At 67.1% G+C, this 19,621-nt stretch carries 16 protein-coding genes and 1 pseudogene; 7 read left to right on the top strand and 10 right to left on the bottom strand.

Features of this window, described 5'->3' with window-relative positions:
• The first annotated feature begins 84 nt into the window (after positions 1 to 84).
• Positions 85 to 687, top strand: coding sequence for a methyltransferase domain-containing protein (locus DPV74_RS26980; RefSeq protein ID WP_119338295.1), 603 nt, complete (start codon positions 85 to 87; stop codon positions 685 to 687).
• A gap of 19 nt (positions 688 to 706) precedes the next feature.
• On the opposite strand, the gene DPV74_RS26975 is transcribed toward DPV74_RS26980, so the two are convergent.
• Together DPV74_RS26975 and mdtD are read right to left on the bottom strand one after the other, a co-directional pair.
• Positions 707 to 1,981, bottom strand: a complete 1,275-nt coding sequence (locus tag DPV74_RS26975) for an EAL domain-containing protein (protein ID WP_027789293.1) — start codon at positions 1,979 to 1,981, stop codon at positions 707 to 709.
• Positions 1,982 to 2,161: 180 nt separating this feature from the next.
• Positions 2,162 to 3,598, bottom strand: a complete 1,437-nt coding sequence (mdtD, locus tag DPV74_RS26970) for a multidrug transporter subunit MdtD (RefSeq protein ID WP_027789294.1) — start codon at positions 3,596 to 3,598, stop codon at positions 2,162 to 2,164.
• 218 nt (positions 3,599 to 3,816) lie between these two features.
• Between mdtD and DPV74_RS26965 the strand changes: the two genes are divergently transcribed.
• Entirely contained in the window at positions 3,817 to 4,140 is a 324-nt protein-coding gene (locus DPV74_RS26965) for a DUF2917 domain-containing protein (RefSeq protein ID WP_021156384.1), read from the top strand.
• Between the two features lie 97 nt (positions 4,141 to 4,237).
• Positions 4,238 to 5,629 (top strand): CoA transferase, encoded by a 1,392-nt coding sequence (locus DPV74_RS26960; protein WP_119338294.1) that lies wholly within the window; start codon positions 4,238 to 4,240, stop codon positions 5,627 to 5,629.
• A 21-nt stretch (positions 5,630 to 5,650) separates the two neighbouring features.
• Here DPV74_RS26960 and DPV74_RS26955 read toward each other — a convergent pair whose 3' ends face one another.
• Positions 5,651 to 6,397, bottom strand: coding sequence for a GntR family transcriptional regulator (locus DPV74_RS26955; protein ID WP_027789297.1), 747 nt, complete (start codon positions 6,395 to 6,397; stop codon positions 5,651 to 5,653).
• A gap of 166 nt (positions 6,398 to 6,563) precedes the next feature.
• Between DPV74_RS26955 and DPV74_RS26950 the strand changes: the two genes are divergently transcribed.
• The gene (locus tag DPV74_RS26950) at positions 6,564 to 7,409 is read left to right on the top strand and encodes an aldo/keto reductase (protein WP_027789298.1); all 846 of its coding nucleotides are present in this window, start codon (positions 6,564 to 6,566) and stop codon (positions 7,407 to 7,409) included.
• Between the two features lie 27 nt (positions 7,410 to 7,436).
• Here the strand turns inward: DPV74_RS26950 and DPV74_RS26945 are convergent, their stop codons facing one another.
• The 6 genes from DPV74_RS26945 to DPV74_RS26920 all read right to left on the bottom strand — a co-directional run bounded on the left by DPV74_RS26945 (position 7,437) and on the right by DPV74_RS26920 (position 14,337).
• On the bottom strand, positions 7,437 to 8,771 hold the full coding sequence (locus DPV74_RS26945) for a hypothetical protein (RefSeq protein ID WP_240440022.1): 1,335 nt from the start codon (positions 8,769 to 8,771) through the stop codon (positions 7,437 to 7,439).
• 289 nt (positions 8,772 to 9,060) lie between these two features.
• Positions 9,061 to 10,071, bottom strand: coding sequence for a HoxN/HupN/NixA family nickel/cobalt transporter (locus DPV74_RS26940; RefSeq protein WP_060174861.1), 1,011 nt, complete (start codon positions 10,069 to 10,071; stop codon positions 9,061 to 9,063).
• A gap of 161 nt (positions 10,072 to 10,232) precedes the next feature.
• On the bottom strand, positions 10,233 to 12,344 hold the full coding sequence (gene fusA / locus DPV74_RS26935; protein ID WP_027786656.1) for an elongation factor G: 2,112 nt from the start codon (positions 12,342 to 12,344) through the stop codon (positions 10,233 to 10,235).
• A gap of 257 nt (positions 12,345 to 12,601) precedes the next feature.
• Positions 12,602 to 13,102 carry a DUF192 domain-containing protein gene (locus DPV74_RS26930; RefSeq protein WP_027786657.1) on the bottom strand — a complete coding sequence of 167 codons (501 nt, stop codon included), beginning with the start codon at positions 13,100 to 13,102 and terminating at the stop codon, positions 12,602 to 12,604.
• A gap of 160 nt (positions 13,103 to 13,262) precedes the next feature.
• Entirely contained in the window at positions 13,263 to 13,478 is a 216-nt protein-coding gene (locus tag DPV74_RS26925; protein ID WP_011352970.1) for a hypothetical protein, read from the bottom strand.
• 280 nt (positions 13,479 to 13,758) lie between these two features.
• Positions 13,759 to 14,337: a pseudouridine synthase gene (locus DPV74_RS26920; protein WP_021163328.1), complete on the bottom strand. Its 579-nt coding sequence runs from the start codon at positions 14,335 to 14,337 to the stop codon at positions 13,759 to 13,761.
• Between the two features lie 277 nt (positions 14,338 to 14,614).
• On the opposite strand from DPV74_RS26920, the gene icd reads away from it, so the two are divergent.
• Both icd and DPV74_RS26910 read left to right on the top strand, forming a co-directional pair.
• Positions 14,615 to 15,871, top strand: coding sequence for an NADP-dependent isocitrate dehydrogenase (icd, locus tag DPV74_RS26915; RefSeq protein WP_006478026.1), 1,257 nt, complete (start codon positions 14,615 to 14,617; stop codon positions 15,869 to 15,871).
• A 279-nt stretch (positions 15,872 to 16,150) separates the two neighbouring features.
• On the top strand, positions 16,151 to 18,379 hold the full coding sequence (locus tag DPV74_RS26910; protein ID WP_060174860.1) for an NADP-dependent isocitrate dehydrogenase: 2,229 nt from the start codon (positions 16,151 to 16,153) through the stop codon (positions 18,377 to 18,379).
• 123 nt (positions 18,380 to 18,502) lie between these two features.
• On the opposite strand, the gene DPV74_RS26905 is transcribed toward DPV74_RS26910, so the two are convergent.
• Positions 18,503 to 18,727 (bottom strand): hypothetical protein, encoded by a 225-nt coding sequence (locus DPV74_RS26905; RefSeq protein ID WP_006490888.1) that lies wholly within the window; start codon positions 18,725 to 18,727, stop codon positions 18,503 to 18,505.
• 672 nt (positions 18,728 to 19,399) lie between these two features.
• On the opposite strand from DPV74_RS26905, the pseudogene DPV74_RS26900 reads away from it, so the two are divergent.
• Positions 19,400 to 19,621: pseudogene (locus tag DPV74_RS26900) on the top strand (multicopper oxidase family protein); the annotation flags it as partial.

Below are 19,621 nucleotides of genomic sequence, written 5' to 3'. Positions count from 1 at the left end.
CGCGCGGGGCGTGGGGGGGCCGCAAGGCAGGTGCTGCGGCCAAGATGCGGGGTGCGTCATACGACGCTTATGCGGAGCTGTCACATGGTGGATCGCCCGACTCTCGATGCGTACGACGCCCATGCCGCGCAATACGCGCAGGACTGGCTCGACCAGGCCGCGCCAGACGACATGTACGCGCTGCTGGAGCAGCATTTTTCGCCGGGGCCGACCGCGGACGTCGGCTGCGGAGCCGGGCGCGATACGGCCTGGCTCGCGTCGCGCGGCTTCGACGTGCGCGGCTACGACGCGAGCGTCGCACTGCTCGACGAGGCGCGGCGCCGCCATCCGGACCTCACCTTCGAGCTGGCCGCACTGCCAGCGCTGGCCGGCGTGCCGTCCGGCGCGTTTCGCAACGTGCTGTGCGAAACGGTCGTGATGCATCTCGAACAGGCGGACGCGGCGGCCGCCGCCGCGCGGCTGGCCGAACTCCTGATGCCGGGCGGCACGTTATACGTGAGCTGGCGGGTGGCCGGCAACGGCGCGTTGCGCGACGAGCGCGGCCGCCTTTACACGCCGCTCGATTCGGCGCGGATGCGGGCGGCGCTCGGCGCGGGCACGCAGGTGATCGACGAGCACGAGGTCGTCAGCGCATCGTCCGGCAAGCGCGTGCACCGGCTGATCGCGCGCAAGGCCGCCGCCGCGTGAGCGCGGCGCGGCGGCGCGCTCATTCGCGGTTGAGTGCCGCTTCCCAGTTGATGTCGACGCACAGCACCTGCATGCCGGTCGCGACCGGCGCGGCGATCGACGCGGTCACGCACAGGTGCGCCTCGTTGATCGACAGGTAGGGGGACGTCAGGTGCACGTGGCCCGGCGCGCGCATCGCGTCGATGAAGTACGGGCGCCGTTCCCAGCTCGCGCCTTCCGAGTGCAGCAGCGGCCGGAAGCGCTTGGCGCGCTGCGATACGCTGCCGCGCGCGAGCACGTTGTCGCCGATCTGGCGCCCCGATGCGTCGAGCAGGAAACACCGGGCGGTCTCGGGCAGCCCGAGTACGACGGCCGCCGCGTCGGTGAGTGGCTCGCCCGCGCCGAGCTTCCGGCTCGCTTCCTCGAGCGCCGCGACGTACGGTGCGAGCCGTTCCGCCTGCGTGCGCTCGCGTTGCGCGACGCGCAGCCGCAATGCGGCCGACAGCGTATCCATGCAGCCCGCGGCGGCCTGCGGTTGCACCGGTTCGACGCTCGGCCCCGCGAAATACTGGCCCTGCACGAAATCGACGTCGCACTCGAGTGCGATCAGCGCGTCGCGTTCGGTCGCGAGCCCGCCCATCAGCACGAGCTGGCCGGATTCGTGCAGCAGCGACACGAGCCCCGGCAGCACGCGTTCGAGATGCGAGTGCTCGCTTGCCTGCGCGAGGATGCCGCGATCGAGCGTGACGATGTCGGGATGCAGGTGCCACACGCGGTCGATGTTCGAATGCTTCGCGCCGAACCCGACCAGCGCGATCAGGAAGCCGGCCTTGCGCAGCCCGTCGACGATCGCCGCATAGCGCGGCGTTTCGCCGCCCGCCTGCTCGGGCACTTCGAGCACCACGCGATGCGGCGGCAGCCCGAGCGCCTTCAGGTTCGCGAGCAGGGCGTCGCTGTAGACGGTGTCCATCAGCGCGGCCGGATGCAGGCTCAGGAAGAGCCATTCGTCATGACTGTCGAACGCGTGGAAGTTGCCGAGATGCAGCGATTCGGCGAGCCGGCCGAGCTCGAGCAGGTCGCCGCGCCGCGCCGCCTGCGTGAACACCTCGTGCGACGCCACCTGGCGGCTGTCCTCGTCGTGCGCACGCAGCGACGCGTGATAGCCGATCGCGCGGCGGTGCGACACCGAGAAAACGGGCTGGAACACGCTGAACACGGTGTAGCCGCCGTACAGCACGGTGCGCCGGTTCCCGTCGTCGCCGGCGACGGGGCGGGGCGGCTGAAAGCCGGGGGGATCGATTTCGATCATGCTCATGATGTCGGCCGAAGGAAGACTGCCAGTTTACCTAGAGAATAGGCGAGCAAGAAGCGTGCACGGCATCGTACCCCGTGCGGCGGCGCGTCGCGGCCGGGCCATCGGTCATCGCCGGCGCATCGAACGGCCCGCACTGCACCGCAATGGTGCGCGCCGACCCGGTTCGGCGCGCGCCGCGCGTCACGCGCGCTCGGACGGGTCGGTCTTGCGCGCGGTGCTGCGGATCTCGGGCGCGAGCTGCGCGAAGATCCACGCGGAAGCGGCCGTGATGATCCCGACGCAGATGAACGTCGCATGGAACGCCGGCAGCGTGTTGCTCGGCGTCACGGTGCGCAGCATGCCCGTGAACGTCGCGAGCAGCGCCCCCGCGACCGTGACGCCGAGGCTCATCGACAGCATCTGCACGAGCGAGAACAGGCTGTTGCCGCTGCTCGCGCCGCCCGTGCCGAGATCCTTGAGCGTCAGCGTGTTCATCGCGGTGAACTGCATCGAGTTGAAGCCGCCGAACAGCGCGAGATGCACGACCTTCACCCAGACCGGCACCGTGTCGCGCATCAGCGCGAAGCTCGCCATCATCACGCCGACCATGATCGTGTTCACGAGCAGCACCTTGCGATAGCCGTAGCGCGTGATCAGGCGCGTGATGATCCGCTTCGAGAACATCCCGGCCGCCGCCACCGGCAGCATCATCAGCCCGGCCTCGAACGCCGAGTAGCCGAGGCTCACCTGCAGCAGCAGCGGGATCAGGTACGGCATCGCGCCGCTGCCGATCCGCGCGAACAGGTTGCCGAGCAGCCCGACGCTGAACGTGTGGATCCTGAACAGCTCGAGCGAGAAGATCGGCTGCGGCGCGCGCACCGCATACAGGCCATATGCGACGAAGCACGCAAGGCTCAGGATCAGCAGCACGAGCACGGCCGCGTGTTGCATGCCGAGATCGGCGAGCCCGTCGAGCGACAGCGAGATTGCGACCATGCCGATCGTCAGCAGCAGATAGCCCTTCAGGTCGAAGCGGCCGACGGCCGGGTTGCGCGAATCGGGCATCGAATAGAAGGTCGCGATGCAGCCCGCGACGCCGACCGGCACGTTGATCAGGAAGATCCAGTGCCACGACGCGATCTTCACGAGCCAGCCGCCGAGCGTCGGCCCGATCAGCGGGCCGATCAGGCCGGGAATCGCGACGAACGACAGCGCGGACAGGTAGCGTTCGGCCGGGAACGTGCGCAGCACCGCGAGTCGCCCGACCGGCAGCAGCATCGCGCCGCCGACCCCCTGAACGACGCGGAACGCGACGAGTTGCTGCAGCGTATGCGCGTTCGCGCACAGCAGCGAGCCGAGCGAGAACACCAGGATCGCGCTGAAGAACACGCGCCGCGTGCCGAAGGTATCGGCGAGCCAGCCCGACACGGGGATCATCACCGCCATCGTCAGCGAGTACGCGATCACCACCGACTGCATGCGCAGCGGCGATTCGCCGAGGCTCGCGGCCATCGACGGCAGCGCCGTGTTGACGATCGTCGAGTCGAGCGTCTGCATGAAGAAGCCCGTTGCGACGAGCCAGAGCATCAGGGTGAGGTTCTTTTCGCCGGGAGCGGCGGCAGGCGGGCGCTGGAACATGGGGGCGGGGCGGTGGTGCGGGACAGCCGACATTGTAGGGAAAGCCGTCGCGCCGTGCAGGTTCGGCGCAAGGGCGGTGCGAAGTCCGGCCTGCGGGTGCCTGTCCTCGTCGAGTGACCGGTACAGTTCAGCCGAAAGGGTCTGCCGCCGTATCTGTCCGTGTGCTGCCGCTGTCCGAAATCCTGGTGCCATCGAACCCGTGCGACCAGGAGGCTGCCATGCGCGAACTGCGACTTTACGTGATCGAAGGCGACGAGCCGGCCGGTCGATGGCGGATCGTCGATCGCACCGCACTGGAGGTGGCCGACGGCGAGGTCTGGGTGACGATCGAGGGCCGGATCGACGATCACTGGCTCGGCGCCGGCGATTCGCTGACGCTCACGCCCGGCATGCGCGTCTGGGTCAGCGCGGGGGCGCACGGCGCGACGTTCGCGTTCGGTCCGCTCGACGCGCCCGCCGTGCGCGCCGCGCAGGCGTGGTGGCGGCCGCTCGTCGCATGGCGCGACGGCCGGCGTCATGCGCCGGCATCGTTGCCGACGTAGCCTCCCGGCGCTGGCGGATCGGCTTGCGTCCAGGATTGCTCGCGACGGTCGCGAATTCTAGACTCGATCCTGTCTCCCCCCCACGGCTCGTCTCGCCATGACACCTGAACTCGCGTTGACGCATCTGTGGCGGCTCGCACGCGGCGACCCCGACGCGCCGGCACGCGCGACCGTGACGGGGCAGGACCCGACGCTGCCGTCGACCTTCCGGGTCGGCACGCTGGCCGCGGCGACGATCGCGGCAGCCGGGCTCGCGGCGGCCGAATGCCATCGGCTTCGCACGGGCGTTGCGCAAACCGTCGACGTATCGGTGCGCGACGCGCTCGTCGCGTTCCGCAGCGAACGCTATCTGCGCGTGGACGACGGCCCGCCGCCGGAGTTGCGTCATCCGGTGACGGGCTTCTACGAGACGCGCGACGGGCGCTGGATCCAGTTGCACGCAAACTTTCCGCATCACCTGCAGGGGATGCTCGGCGTGCTCGGCTGCGGCGCGCAGCGGGACGACGTCGCCGCGGCGATCCGCACGCGGGACGGCGCAGCACTCGACACCGCGCTGGCCGAGGCCGGGCTGTGCGCCGCATTGATCAGAACGCCTGACGAGTGGGCGGCACACGAGCAGGCGCGTGCGATCGCCTCGCTGCCGCTGTTCGAGATCGAGCGGATCGGCGATGCCCCCGTCGAGCCGATCGGCGGGGGCGACGCCGGCCAGCCGCTTGCCGGTGTGCGCGTGCTCGATCTCACGCGGATCATCGCGGGGCCGGTCGCGGGCCGCACGCTGGCGTCGCACGGCGCGCAGACACTGCTTGTCAACGGCCCGCACCTGCCGAACATCGCGCCGCTCGTGATCGACAACGGGCGTGGCAAGCGTTCGACGTGGATCGACCTGCGCGACGACGCGGGCGTCGATACGCTGCACGCGCTCGCACGCGATGCGGATGTGTTCCTGCAGTCGTACCGGCCCGGCGCGCTCGCGGCGCGCGGCTTCGGACCGCTCGCGCTGGCGGCGCGGCGGCCCGGCATCGTGTGCGTGTCGATATCGGCATACGGGCATGCGGGGCCGTGGGCGCAGCGGCGCGGCTTCGACAGTCTCGTGCAGTCGGCGAGCGGGATCGCGTGGCAGGAACAGCAGGCCGCGCACGCGAACGCGCCGCGCCACCTGCCGTGCCAGGCGCTCGATCATGCAACGGGTTATCTCGCGGCGTTCGGCGCGATGATCGCGCTCGCGCGCAGGGCACGCGAAGGGGGAAGCTGGCACGTGCGACTGTCGCTCGCGCAGACGGGCCGCTGGCTGCAGTCGTTCGGTATCGTGCCGGACGGCCTGCAGGCACCCGATTTCGCGCGCGCCGACGTAAGCGACCGGATCGAGCGCATCGCGTCGCCGTTCGGCATGCTCGACGCGGTGCGGCCCGCCGAGCGGTTATCGGTGACACCGCCGTCGCTTGCGCGCCCGTCCGTGCCGCCCGGCACCGACGATGCGCGCTGGCTGTAAGCGCCGGCGGCGCGGCTCGCGTTACTTGCGCAGTTCGACGACGAAGTCGTAGTAGTCGTTGCGGCAGTAGGTATCGGTCAGTTCGATCGCGCGCTGGTCCGACGTATAGCCGATTCGTGTGATCAGCAGCAGCGCGTCGTGCGGTGCGATGCCCATCTGCTCGGCGATCTCGTCGGTCGCGTTGACCGCGCGGAAATGCTGCAGCGCGCGCACGATCGGCGTGCCGCGCGCTTCGAGATAGCTGTACAGCGAATCGCCGATTGCCTGCGGATCGGGGATCAGCGTCGCGGGAAACGTCGAATTCTCGACGGCCATCACGATGCCGTCGGCGAGGCGCAGGCGTTTCAGGCGCGTGACCGATGCGGCCGGCGACAGCCCGAGCTGGATCACTTCGTCGCGGTTCGCCGGCTGGATCTCGCGTGCGAGCCATTGCGAGCTCGGCTTGAAGCCGCGCCGTTCGAGCATTTCGCTGAAGCTCGACAGCCGCGACAGCGGATCCTCGTAGCGCGGCTGGATGAAATTGCCGGCGCCCTGCGTGCGGCGAATCAGGCCTTGCTCGACGAGCAGCGCGATCGCCTTGCGCGCGGTGATGCGCGATACGCCGAGTGCATCGGACAGCACGCGCTCGGAGGGCAATGCCTCACCGGCTGTCCAGCGGTTGTCGTGGATCGCGTCGCCGAGCTTGCGGGCGAGCTGCAGGTAGAGCGGCGTGTCGTTGTCGGGGTCGGGGCGCAGGTCCTGCCAGCGGTCGTCCGTGGATGCCTTCATGGAGTGGGTATCGATCAGGTTGCGGCCATTCTAAGTCATCGCGTGGCGCCGTTATAGCCGGTTTTTGCCGTGCAATAGGTGAATTGCGCGCCGATTGACTACACTGATGCGTCGTATTCCATGCCTGGGTCGCGGCGCGCGGCCATGAATCCGCAACGAGGAACGCATGACAGACACGATCGCCACGGTCGTCCTGCCGGACGGCGAGACGATTCCGAAGCTTGGCCTGGGCACGTGGGAGATGGGCGAGCGGCCGGCCCGGCGCGCGGACGAGATCGCCGCGCTGCGCGAAGGCGTCGCGCTCGGAATGACGCTGGTCGACACGGCCGAGATGTACGGCGACGGCGCGACCGAGGAACTGGTCGGCGAGGCGCTTGCGGGCCTGCGCGACGACGTGTTCCTTGTCAGCAAGGTCTATCCGCATCATGCGAGCCGGCGCGGCGTCGTTGCCGCGTGCGATGCGAGCCTCAAGCGCCTGCGTACCGATCGCCTCGACCTGTATCTGCTGCACTGGCGCGGCTCGGTGCCGCTCGATGAAACGGTCGAAGGCTTCGAAGCGCTGCAGCGCGCGGGCAAGATCCGTCACTGGGGTGTCAGCAACTTCGATACGGCCGACATGGCCGAGCTCGTCGATGAAGCCGGCGGCGGCGCGTGCGCGACCAACCAGATCCTCTACAACATCGCGCGGCGCGGCCCGGAATTCGACCTGCTGCCATGGCTTGCCGGGCACGGGATGCCGGCGATGGCCTACAGCCCGGTCGATCACGGACGGCTGCCGAAGCGCTCGCCGCTCGACGAGATCGCACGGCAGCGCGGGGTGTCGGTGATGCGCGTCGCGCTCGCGTGGGTGCTCGCGCAGCCGGGGGTTTTCGCGATCCCGAAGGCGTCGCGCATCGAACACGTGCGCGACAACCGGGCCGCGCTCGATTTCATGTTCAGCGATGACGAGCGCGCGCAGCTTGACGCGTACTTCCGTCCGCCACGCAGCAAGCGCGCGCTCGAGATGCTCTGACGACGCCCGGCCGGGCAACGCTGCAGGTCAGTGGTTGCCTCCGGAGGATCCGCCGTTGCCGTGACCGCCGCCATTGCCGTTCCCGCTGCCATGGCCATTGCCGACACCGTTGGCCCCGCCATTGCCAGCGCCGCCGCTGCCGTTTCCATTGCCGTTGCCACCGCCATTGCCGTGGCCACCGTTGCCACCGTCGCCATGGCCACCGCCATCGCCGCTGCCATGGCCACCGCCGCTGCCGTGACCACCGCCATCGCCGCTGCCATGGCCACCGCCGTTGCCGTGACCGCCGCCATCGCCGTTGCCGTGGCCGCCACCATTGCCGTGACCACCACCATCGCCGTTGCCGTGGCCACCGCCGTTACCGTGACCGCCACCATCGCCGTTGCCGTGGCCGCCGCCATCGCCGTTGCCATGGCCGCCACCATTGCCGTGACCACCACCATCGCCGTTGCCGTGGCCACCGCCGTTACCGTGACCGCCGCCATCGCCATTGCCGTGACCACCACCATCGCCGTTGCCGTTGCCACCGCCGTTACCGTGACCGCCGCCGTCGCCATTGCCGTGACCACCGCCATCGCCGTTGCCGTGGCCACCGCCGTTACCGTGACCGCCGCCATCGCCATTGCCGTGACCACCACCATCGCCGTTGCCGTTGCCACCGCCGTTACCGTGACCACCACCATCGCCGTTACCGTGACCGCCGCCGTCACCGCTGCCATGGCCACCGCCGTTGCCGTGGCCGCCCCCATCGCCGTGACCACCGCCGTCGCCATTGCCGTGACCACCGCCATCGCCATGGCCGCCACCATTGCCGTGACCGCCGCCGCCGGAAGAACCGCCGCCGGAAGAACCGCCGCCGGAAGACCCCCCACCGGAAGAACCCCCACCGGAAGAACCGCCGCCGGAAGAGCCACCCGAACCACCGTTACCAGACGCGTTGCCACCGCGGCCCGAGCCACCCGAACCGCTCGTGCCGCCGGATGTTCCGCTCGTCGTTCCGCCGACGCCGGCAGGTCCGACGGTACCGTTCCCGTTGTTGCCGTTGCCGCTGCCGCCGCCATTGCCATTTCCGCTACCGGGGCTGCTGCCGCTGCCATTGCCGGTCGCACCTGCGCCATTCCCGCCGGCGCGCCCACCGGCGAAGACGTGCACCGAGCACGCAGCCGGATTCGCTGCGCACGGCGAAGCGTCGTCGACCAGCATCATGACGGCGTCCGCGCCGGCAACGGCATCGGGCGCGGAGTCCGGTGTCGCGTCCTGTGCGACGGCATACGAGCAGCAGCACGCGAACGCGGCTGCGGCGAACAAGGTTGCGCGATGGCACCGTCCCGTCGTGCGGAACGGTCGTTTCGTCTTGAGCATCATGGCCTCCCCATGCGCGCGATGCCTCGTCGCCGCGCGGCAATCTACGTGTAGTGCAGGGGGCCGGTAAAGGTTCGTAGTCCTGTCGGCAGCCGATCGCCTTCGGGCCGGCGCTGGACGCCAGCCTCGATCGCGGAGCGGCATGCGGGCCCGCCGTGCGAAGCCCTATCTGCCAGATCCGTGCCATCGGCCGCTTGAGCCCGTGGCTCAAGGCGCGCGCAGCGCGCGACGGCGCATGCAACGTCTTTGGTAGGAGTTTTGTTTCCGGAATGAAACGTCTGAGCTAAGTTCAGCGCGCCGGCGCATCGGCCGCGCGCTGCCAGCGGTGGAACAGGATCGATGCGATCCAGCAGACGAGGAACAGGGCGACGATGCCGTAGCCGATCGAGCCGAAGCGCTCGCCGACCGCATCGAGCGCGTCGCGCACGGGGCCCGTCAGCGACAACTTGTCGGCCAGCAGGCCGGCTGCCTCGATCCCGCCGATCGCCAGCGCGACGGCCGCCGACACGAACGTGATGCTCGCGTTGTAGAGCAGCTTGCGCTGCGGATCGTCCATTGCCCAGCCGTACGCGTGAATCATCAGCACGTTATCGGTCGAGTCGATCAGCGTCATGCCGGCGGTGAAAAGCGCGGGAAACAGCATGACCGTATAGACCGGCAGCCCCTGGCTCGCCTGTGCGGCCGCGATCGCGAGCAGGCCGATTTCGGTTGCAGTATCGAAACCGAGCCCGAACAGCACGCCGACCGGATACATGTGCCAGCTCTTCGACACGAACCGGAACAGCGGACGCAGCAGCCGCGACACGAGCCCGGCCGGGCGGTGCACATGCGCCGCATCGTGCCCATGCCCGTGCGTGCCGCGATAGCGCCGCCACACGTCGCGCAGGATCGCCAGGTTCACGCACGCGAGCACGAGCAGGAAGGTGGCCGACACCGCCGTGCCGATCGTGCCGCCGATCTCGCGGAACGCATCGAACCGGTCGCGCAGCGCGAATGCCGTCAGCGCGATGCCGAGCGTCGCGGCGATCACGATCGTCGAATGGCCGAGCGAGAAGAACAGCCCGACGCTCACCGGACGCTGGCCGTCCTGCATCAGCTTGCGCGTCGCAACGTCGATCGCGGCGATGTGATCGGCGTCGACCGCGTGACGCAGCCCGAGCCCGTAAGCGATCGCCGCGGTGCCGAGCAGCAGCGGATGATCGCGCAACACGGCGAGCGCCCACAGCCAGACGGCGGCGTTTGCGGCGATCAGGCCGGCATAGAGGATCAGCAGGCGGCGCAGGGCAGGGGTGGGCGGCATCGGGACGTTCCATCTGACGATTCGCGCTGCATTGTGGCACGCGAAAAAAATACCGGTCGTGCCGATCAAAAAAGCCGTGTGCACGGTGTGCACGAATAAAAAAGGCCCGTCCGGTTCCGGACGGGCCTTGCTGCGTGCGACAGCGCGAGATCGCGCCGCGCTTACTTCACTTTCGCGCTGATCACGCCTTCCGATACGTTGGCCGGCGTTTCCGCGTACTGCTTGAACTCCATCGTGTAGGTTGCGCGGCCCTGCGTGGCCGAACGCAGCGACGTCGAATAGCCGAACATCTCCGCGAGCGGCACCTCGGCGCGAACGAGCTTGCCGCCGCCGCCCGCGATGTCTTCCATCCCCTGCACGATGCCGCGACGGCTCGACAGGTCGCCCATCACGTTGCCCATGAACTCCTCGGGCGTCTCGACCTCGACCGCCATCATCGGCTCGAGCAGCACCGGCTTCGCGCGGCGCATCGCTTCCTTGAACGCCATCGAGCCGGCCATCCGGAACGCGTTTTCGTTCGAGTCGACGTCGTGGTACGAGCCGAACGTCAGGTGCACCTTCACGTCGACGACCGGGTAGCCCGCGAGCACGCCGCTCTTCAGCGTTTCGGTGATGCCCTTGTCGACGGCCGGGATGAATTCACGCGGAATCACGCCGCCCTTGATCTCGTCGAGGAACTCGTAGCCCTTGCCGGGGTTCGGCTCGAGCGTGATCACCGCATGGCCGTACTGACCGCGGCCACCCGACTGCTTGACGAACTTGCCCTCGACGTCGGACGCCGTCGTGCGCACCGTCTCGCGATACGCGACCTGCGGCTTGCCGACCGTCGCTTCGACGCCGAATTCACGCTTCATCCGGTCGACCAGGATTTCGAGGTGAAGCTCGCCCATCCCCGAAATGATCGTCTGGCCGGACTCTTCGTCGGTCTGCACGCGGAACGACGGATCTTCCTGCGCGAGACGGTTCAGCGCGAGGCCCATCTTTTCCTGGTCGGCCTTCGTCTTCGGCTCGACGGCCTGCGAGATCACCGGTTCCGGGAATTCCATCTTCTCGAGGATGATCGGCTTCGCCGGGTCGCACAGCGTGTCGCCGGTGGTCGCTTCCTTCAGGCCGACGGCGGCCGCGATGTCGCCCGCGCGCACTTCCTTGATTTCCTTGCGCTCGTTCGCGTGCATCTGCAGGATCCGGCCGAGCCGTTCCTTCTTGTCCTTGGTCGCGTTCAGCACCGTGTCGCCCGATTCGACGACGCCCGAATACACACGGAAGAAGATCAGCTGACCGACGAACGGGTCGGTCATGATCTTGAACGCGAGCGACGAGAACGGCTCGTCGTCGCTCGGATGACGTTCCGCCGGCTTTTCCGGATCGTGGAAGTCGTGGCCGAGGATCGCGGGCACGTCGACGGGCGACGGCAGGTAGTCGATCACCGCGTCGAGCATCGCCTGCACGCCCTTGTTCTTGAACGCGCTGCCGCACAGCATCGGCACGATCTCGTTCGCGATCGTGCGCTTGCGCAGCGCGGCCTTGATCTCGTCCTCGGTCAGCGATTCATGGTCGTGCAGGTACTTCTCGAGCAGTTCCTCGCTCGCTTCCGCCGCGGCCTCGACCATCTTCTCGCGCCATTCGTGCGCGAGCTCGACGAGGTTCGCGGGGATGTCCTCGTACGTGAACTTCACGCCCTGGCTTTCGTCGTCCCACACGATCGCCTTCATCTTCACGAGGTCGACGACGCCCTGGAAATGATCCTCCGCGCCGATCGGAATCTGGATCGGCACGGCGACGCCTTTCAGGCGCTCGCCGATCTGCCGCTGCACGCGGAAGAAATCGGCGCCGATGCGGTCCATCTTGTTGACGAACGCGATGCGCGGCACCTTGTACTTGTTGGCCTGGCGCCAGACGGTTTCGGACTGCGGCTGCACGCCGCCGACCGAGTCGTAGACCATGCACGCGCCGTCGAGCACGCGCATCGAGCGCTCGACTTCAATCGTGAAGTCGACGTGCCCGGGCGTGTCGATGATGTTGATCCGGTGCTCCGGATAGTTGCCGGCCATGCCCTTCCAGAAGGCCGTGGTCGCGGCCGACGTGATCGTGATGCCGCGTTCCTGCTCCTGCTCCATCCAGTCCATCGTGGCCGCGCCGTCGTGCACTTCACCGATCTTGTGGCTCACGCCGGTGTAAAACAGGATGCGCTCGGTCGTCGTGGTCTTGCCGGCATCGATGTGAGCACTGATCCCGATATTGCGATAGCGCTCGATGGGGGTTTTGCGGGGCACGTGAACCTCCTTAGGTTCGGATCGTAAGCGGGCCGGCTGGGCCGGCCCGGGCTGGACTAGCGAGATTTAAAGGATAGCGCTTGTCCGTGGCTTTTGCAGATGCGGGCAGTGTTGGCCGAATCAAGGCGGGCGCCGCCGCCGACAGGCGAAAAAAAGCCGGCGCGCAACGGGCGGCCGGCTTGGGTCGGTACGCGGCGCGGCGCGGCGTGACGTGACGTGACGTGACGCGGGTCGGGTCGGCGGCGCGGCGATATCCGTTACTGGGCTTGCGGCAGCCCTTCGAGCTTCATCCCGGGCTTGATACCTTTCGCCGCGAACCAGCCCTTGCTCATTTCGAGGGCATAGACGCCGTTGTTGCGCGGGCAGTGGTTGTCGGTCGTCTCGGCCTTCATCTCGTCGATGTCGGTGATCGTGCCGTCCGCGCGGATGAACGCGATCGACAGCGGGATCAGCGTGTTCTTCATCCAGAAGCAGTGCACCGCGTTCTCGTTGAACACGAACAGCATGCCTTCGTTCGGCGCGAGCTGCGAACGGTACATCAGCCCCTGTTCGCGGTCGGGGTCGTTCGCGGCGACGGCCGCGTCGATCACGTACATGCCGGCGCGCAGCTTCACGCGCGGGAATTCGCTCGGCTGCTTGGCGCCGGGCGGCACTTGCGCGCTGGCGGCCTGCATGCCGAGCGCGAGGACGGCGAGCGCGGCGGGAAACACGGCGGCGCGCGCAAGGCGGCCGAGCGACGAGCGCAGGGAGAATTGCACAGCAAGGCTCCTATCTGGAAAACAAGACCCGCATGGTACGCGATGCGCGCTGACGGGCACATAAAAGAAAAAGGCAGATCGCCTCGCGGTGATCTGCCTTTCAACGCCGTAAGAACGGCAAGACTGCGTGTTCTTGACTGCGTTATTACAGCAAGCTTACTTAGTTCGAAGCAGCTGCCGGTGCTGCTGCGTCGCTTGCTGCAGCCTTCTTCGATGCCTTGTGGTGCTTCTTAGCTGCGTGGTGCTTCTTAGCAGCGTGCTTAGCCGGTGCCGAAGCAGCTTCAGCAGCAGCCGGAGCAGCTTCCGGAGCCGATGCTTGTGCGAAAGCAGCCGTTGCGAAGAGGCCAGCGACCAGAGCGGCGATCAGTTTGTTCATGTTGTGTTCCTCAGCTTTAGTTAATTAACCAAATGACCCGGCAATAGGAGTCATGTCGTCTAACGGTGCCATCCACCTTTCGGTTGACAGACGCTTCGAGAAATTTCTCATTGCGCTGCGGGCGCCGAATCGTATTCGATAAAAACGTCGCTTTCGTGACGCAAACACGGCTCGGCTGCCAATGCCGGATAGCTAAGGTTGGCATCTGCGTGGTTTAACGCGCGATCTTCGCGGGCGGTTGACGAAAAAGATGACGAAAAATTCGCCCGTCCCGAATTCGTCATCCGGCGGGCGCGAAACCGTCCCACGGCGCGCGCGGCGGCAGCGCGATTGTTTCTCCCGGTGCAATGTCGAGCGCGAATATATCCAGTGCACCGATGCCGACGCGTACCAGGCGCAACGTCGGGAAGCCGACGGCCGCCGTCATCCGGCGCACCTGCCGGTTCTTGCCTTCGGTGATCGCGAGTTCTATCCACGTCGTCGGAATCGCGGCGCGGTAGCGGATCGGCGGGTTGCGCGGCCATAGCGCGTCGGGCGGTTCGATGAATTCGGCGCGGCATGGCCGCGTCACGTAGTCGCCGAGGTCGACGCCGCGCGCGAGCGCCTTCAGGTCGGCGGCGCCCGGCGCGCCCTCGACCTGTGCCCAGTAGCGCTTCACGAGCTTGTGGCGCGGCTCGGCGATGCGCGCCTGCAGCGCGCCGTCGTCGGTGAGCAGCAGCAACCCCTCGCTGTCCGCGTCGAGCCGGCCGGCCGCGTAGACGCCGGGCGTTTTTACCCAGTCGCCGAGCGACGGGCGCGTCTCGTGCGCGGAAAACTGGCAAATCGTGCCGAACGGCTTGTTGAGGGCGATCAGGTTCATGGCGGGTCGTCCGCCCGGCGCGCCGCGGGAGGCGGGGGCGGGCGGTCTATGGCAAATGGCGGAATCTTAATGCATAATACGGAACGCCAAGTCCTCTGTCTTATATAAGACATAAGTGGGGTCTTGATACGCAGTGCCGCGCTTCATGCCGAAGTGCCCGGTTGGGGCGCTAGAATAGCGGCTCGCTGTTGCCGTCACGGGGTGGCCATGCCGCGCCCCCGCGGCGCGCGCAGCTTCGACCAGCATCACCTGCTCAGCCACGTCACTGGAGTCGATCATGCCGTATCAGCACATCAAGGTTCCGGAAGGCGGTGACAAGATCACCGTCAACAAGGACTTCTCGCTCAACGTTTCCGATCAGCCGATCATTCCCTATATCGAAGGCGACGGTACGGGCTTCGATATCACGCCGGTCATGATCAAGGTTGTCGACGCGGCGGTCGCGCATGCCTACAAGGGCAAGCGCAAGATCCACTGGATGGAGATCTTCGCGGGCGAGAAGGCGACGAAGGTGTACGGCCCGGACGTGTGGCTCCCGGACGAAACGCTGCAGGTGCTCAAGGAATACGTGGTGTCGATCAAGGGGCCGCTCACGACCCCGGTCGGCGGCGGCATCCGTTCGCTGAACGTCGCGCTGCGCCAGGAACTCGACCTGTACGTGTGTCTGCGCCCGGTGCAGTACTTCAAGGGCGTGCCGTCGCCGGTGCGCGAGCCGCAAAAGATCGACATGGTGATCTTCCGCGAGAACTCGGAAGACATCTACGCGGGCATCGAATGGGCCGCGGGCTCCGAGCAGGCGAAGAAGGTCATCAAGTTCCTGCAGGACGAGATGGGCGTGAAGAAGATCCGCTTCCCGGAAACCTCGGGGATCGGCGTCAAGCCCGTGTCGACCGAAGGCACCGAGCGTCTCGTGCGCAAGGCGATCCAGTACGCGATCGACAACGATCGCAAGTCGGTCACGCTGGTGCACAAGGGCAACATCATGAAGTTCACGGAAGGCCTGTTCCGTGACGCCGGCTACGCGCTGGCGCAGAAGGAATTCGGCGGCGAGCTGATCGACGGCGGCCCGTGGATGCGCGTGAAGAACCCGAAGACGGGCAACGAGATCGTCATCAAGGATTCGATCGCCGATGCGTTCCTGCAGCAGATCCTGCTGCGCCCGGCCGAATACGACGTGATCGCCACGCTGAACCTGAACGGCGACTACATCTCCGACGCACTGGCCGCGCAGGTCGGCGGCATCGGGATCGCGCCGGGCGCGAACCTGTCGGATTCGGTCGCGATGTTCGAGGCGACGCACGGCACGGCACCGAAGTACGCGGGCAAGGATTACGTGAACCCGGGTTCCGAGATCCTGTCGGCGGAAATGATGCTGCGCCACCTCGGCTGGACGGAAGCAGCCGACACGATCATCGCCGCGATGGAGAAGTCGATCCTGCAGAAGCGCGTCACGTACGACTTCGCGCGCCTGATGGAAGGTGCGACGCAGGTGTCGTGCTCGGGCTTCGGTGAAGTGCTGATCGAGAACATGTAAGTCCCCTTCCGGGGTGGGCCGGCAGGTGCCGGCCGCCCCGGCGCTGACTGCCGGCGCCGGAGCGTTTCGTGGATGGCAGGTTTGTTGGCAGGGTGGTCCGGCATGCGGGCCGCGGCGCCGCGATGCGGCCCGGAGGCCCTGCAAGGTAGAACATGACGGCCCTCGCAACACCACCGCCCGGCTGAGCCGGCGCGCCCCTTTCGCGACCGACCTGGTCGCTCCCCGCCGGTTACCGCCGGCGCTCCTCAGTCCAAATTTTCACGTAGCAACGCATCGACCATGTCCACTTCGCCCAAGATCATCTATACCCTCACTGACGAAGCGCCCGCGCTCGCGACCTATTCGCTGCTGCCGATCGTCAAGGCCTTCACGCGTTCGTCCGGCGTCGCCGTCGAAACGCGCGACATCTCGCTCGCCGGCCGCATCGTCGCGGCATTCGCAGACGTCCTGCCGCCCGAGCAGAAGGGTTCCGACGATCTGGCCGAACTGGGCCAGCTCACGCTGAAGCCGGAAGCGAACATCATCAAGCTGCCGAACATCAGCGCATCGGTGCCGCAGCTCAAGGCCGCGATCGCCGAACTGCAGGCGCAGGGCTATTCGCTGCCGGCCTATCCGGAAGATCCGTCGACGGACGAAGAGAAGGCCGTCAAGGCCCGCTACGACAAGATCAAGGGCAGCGCGGTGAACCCGGTGCTGCGCGAAGGCAACTCCGACCGCCGCGCGCCGCTGTCGGTCAAGAACTACGCACGCAAGCATCCGCACAAGATGGGCGCCTGGAAAGCGACGTCGAAGGCGCACGTCGCGCACATGAGCGAAGGCGACTTCTACGGCAGCGAGAAGTCGGCGCTGATCGCCGAAGCCGGCAGCGTGAAGATCGAACTCACGACGACCGACGGCGCGAAGAAGGTGCTGAAGGAAAAGACGGCCGTGAAGGCGGGTGAGGTCATCGACGCATCGGTGATGAGCCGCAACGCGCTGCGCAGCTTCATCGAAGCGCAGATCGCCGACGCGAAGGCGCAGGACGTGCTGTTCTCGGTGCACCTGAAGGCGACCATGATGAAGGTCTCGGACCCGATCCTGTTCGGTCACTTCGTGTCGGTGTTCTACCGCGACGCGCTTGCGAAGCACGCAGACGTGCTGGCGCAGGCCGGTTTTAACCCCAACAACGGGATCGGCGACCTGTACGCGCGCCTGAAGGACCTGCCGGCCGACACGCGCGAAGCGATCGAAGCCGACATCAAGGCCGAATACGCGGTGCGTCCGCGCCTTGCGATGGTCAACTCGGACAAGGGCATCACGAACCTGCACGTGCCGAGCGACGTGATCGTCGACGCATCGATGCCGGCGATGATCCGCGATTCGGGCGGCATGTGGGGCCCGGACGGCCAGCTGTACGACGCGAAGGCCGTGATTCCGGATCGTTGCTACGCCGGTGTCTACCAGGTCGTGATCGAGGACTGCAAGCAGCACGGCGCGTTCGATCCGGTCACGATGGGCAGCGTGCCGAACGTGGGCCTGATGGCGCAGGCGGCTGAAGAATACGGTTCGCACGACAAGACGTTCCTGATCCCGGCGGATGGCGTCGTGCGCGTCACCGACGAAGCGGGCAACGTGCTGCTCGAGCATGCGGTGGAGTCGGGCGACATCTGGCGCATGTGCCAGACGAAGGACGCACCGGTGCAGGACTGGGTCAAGCTCGCGGTCAACCGCGCGCGCGCGACCGGCGCACCGGCCGTGTTCTGGCTCGATCCGGCACGCGCGCACGACGCGCAGATCATCGCGAAGGTCGAGCGTTACCTGAAGGACCACGACACGAACGGCCTCGACATCCGCGTGATGACGCCGGTCGACGCGACGCGCTTCTCGCTCGAGCGCATCCGTGCGGGCAAGGACACGATCTCGGTCACCGGCAACGTGCTGCGCGACTACCTGACCGACCTGTTCCCGATCATGGAACTCGGCACCAGCGCGAAGATGCTGTCGATCGTGCCGCTGATGGCCGGCGGCGGGATGTTCGAAACGGGTGCGGGCGGCTCCGCGCCGAAGCACGTGCAGCAGTTCGTCGAGGAAGGCTTCCTGCGCTGGGATTCGCTCGGCGAATTCCTCGCGCTCGCGGCATCGCTCGAACACCTCGGCAACGCGTACCAGAACCCGAAGGCGCTCGTGCTCGCGAAGACGCTCGACCAGGCGACCGGCAAGTTCCTGGACGAGAACAAGTCGCCGGCGCGCAAGGTCGGCGGCCTCGACAACCGCGGCAGCCACTTCTACCTGTGCCTGTACTGGGCGCAGGCGCTGGCCGAGCAGACCGAGGACGCGGCGCTGAAGGCGCAGTTCGAAGGCGTGGCGAAGTCGTTGTCGGACAACGAAGCGCGCATTCTGGAAGAGCTGGCTGCCGCGCAGGGCAAGGCGCAGGCCATCGGCGGCTACTATCGTCCGAACGTCGACCTGACGAGCCAGGCGTTGCGCCCGAGCGCGACGCTGAACGCCATCGTCGACGCGGTTGCCTGACACGGGCCGCGCGATCGCGCGAGTCGAAGCAAGTGACGGCGTGGCGGGTCTGGCTGCCCTCCGCTCGTTACAAGAAAAAAACGCCCCGGTCGCCCGGGGCGTTTTTTGTTGCAGGCCTGCCATTCAGACGTGAACGATTTCCCATTCGGCGATTTCGTGCGGCACTTCGAGCGTTGCCGTGTCCAGTTCGGACAGTTGCTCGCAGTCGCCGCGGGAGATGTGGTCGGCCGCCACTTCGGGGCACGAGAATGCGCCGAGCAGGGCGTTGCCGAACGTTGCTTCCCAGCCACCGTTACCCGGCAGGATGTAGAACGACCCGAGCGCTGAACCAAAGCGAAATCCCTTCATTTCCGTTCTCCCTTTCTGATCACAAGCGATTCTGTTGTGCCGCCTGCCGGTTCGACCGGCTGTGGCCCGACTGGCTGCTTGCGCCGCGTTCCGTATCGAACGTCGTGGCGAAGCGTCAGTGCATGGGACAAAGTCTACGTCCGCGACCCGGTTGGATGGTGCATGTCGAACGGCTCCACTAAACAAAAATTCTCTTTCAAAAACAAATATTTGCATTCGACGTTTTGTATTGCGGAACGTTTTTCGGCATCGCGAAACGGGAAATTTGTGCCCTGCACCACGAATTTTTACAACGCAGAGACTTGTTCCGCATCGTGAAATATTGGCGGGTTTGCGAACCGGCGACGCGGCCGGTGCTGGGGCGCGGCTGAACGGCAGGCGCCGGGCGGCCGCCTGGAGACTGCATGGGGCGGGCGGCGAGTGGTGCTGGGGGAGCAAGTGAAGGGCTGCGGATCGCCGATCGGCGATGCCGGTCGATGCGTGCTGAATCCAGCGCGGCGTTGTCGAGTCTGCGGCGTATCGCCGCCCGTCCGGCGGCGACGCGTCTCGATATGAGCCTGCGGTTATGATGACGCGGGCATCAGGATTGGCGTCGCGCATCGGCGCTTCAGCCGGCCGGCGCGGGCGTCGCGGCGGCCGCGCGACGCAGCATGGATAACGAGGAACGATTTGATGATACGGAGAACCTTCCTGTCGCGCGCCATCGGTGTCGCGGCCGCGTCGCTGTTCGCCCGCGCGGCGTGGGCGCAGCATGCCGGTCACGCCGGCATGGCCGGCATGGACTCGATGGACGACATGCCCGGCATGTCGGACATGTCAGGAATGGCGGGTCACGGGCAGCACGGCAAGTCCGCGCCGGCCGCGCTCGCTGCCGCCGACGCGCTGCCGGCCGGC

The organism is Burkholderia sp. HAN2018 (assembly GCF_024704855.1).
Taxonomy (GTDB): domain Bacteria; phylum Pseudomonadota; class Gammaproteobacteria; order Burkholderiales; family Burkholderiaceae; genus Burkholderia; species Burkholderia cepacia.
This window is presented reverse-complemented; position numbering and strand designations above follow the sequence as displayed.

Bases quoted from the DNA above. Each gene is read 5' to 3' on its own strand.
- mdtD (WP_027789294.1), bottom strand. From the start codon at position 3,598: ATGTTCCAGCGCCCGCCTGCCGCCGCTCCCGGCGAAAAGAACCTCACC.
- DPV74_RS26980 (WP_119338295.1), top strand. From the start codon at position 85: ATGGTGGATCGCCCGACTCTCGATGCGTACGACGCCCATGCCGCGCAA.
- DPV74_RS26920 (WP_021163328.1), bottom strand. From the start codon at position 14,337: ATGAACCTGATCGCCCTCAACAAGCCGTTCGGCACGATTTGCCAGTTT.
- DPV74_RS26950 (WP_027789298.1), top strand. From the start codon at position 6,564: ATGACAGACACGATCGCCACGGTCGTCCTGCCGGACGGCGAGACGATT.
- DPV74_RS26940 (WP_060174861.1), bottom strand. From the start codon at position 10,071: ATGCCGCCCACCCCTGCCCTGCGCCGCCTGCTGATCCTCTATGCCGGC.
- DPV74_RS26955 (WP_027789297.1), bottom strand. From the start codon at position 6,397: ATGAAGGCATCCACGGACGACCGCTGGCAGGACCTGCGCCCCGACCCC.
- DPV74_RS26925 (WP_011352970.1), bottom strand. From the start codon at position 13,478: ATGAACAAACTGATCGCCGCTCTGGTCGCTGGCCTCTTCGCAACGGCT.
- DPV74_RS26910 (WP_060174860.1), top strand. From the start codon at position 16,151: ATGTCCACTTCGCCCAAGATCATCTATACCCTCACTGACGAAGCGCCC.
- DPV74_RS26905 (WP_006490888.1), bottom strand. From the start codon at position 18,727: ATGAAGGGATTTCGCTTTGGTTCAGCGCTCGGGTCGTTCTACATCCTG.
- DPV74_RS26965 (WP_021156384.1), top strand. From the start codon at position 3,817: ATGCGCGAACTGCGACTTTACGTGATCGAAGGCGACGAGCCGGCCGGT.
- DPV74_RS26960 (WP_119338294.1), top strand. From the start codon at position 4,238: ATGACACCTGAACTCGCGTTGACGCATCTGTGGCGGCTCGCACGCGGC.
- DPV74_RS26945 (WP_240440022.1), bottom strand. From the start codon at position 8,771: ATGCTCAAGACGAAACGACCGTTCCGCACGACGGGACGGTGCCATCGC.
- DPV74_RS26975 (WP_027789293.1), bottom strand. From the start codon at position 1,981: ATGAGCATGATCGAAATCGATCCCCCCGGCTTTCAGCCGCCCCGCCCC.
- icd (WP_006478026.1), top strand. From the start codon at position 14,615: ATGCCGTATCAGCACATCAAGGTTCCGGAAGGCGGTGACAAGATCACC.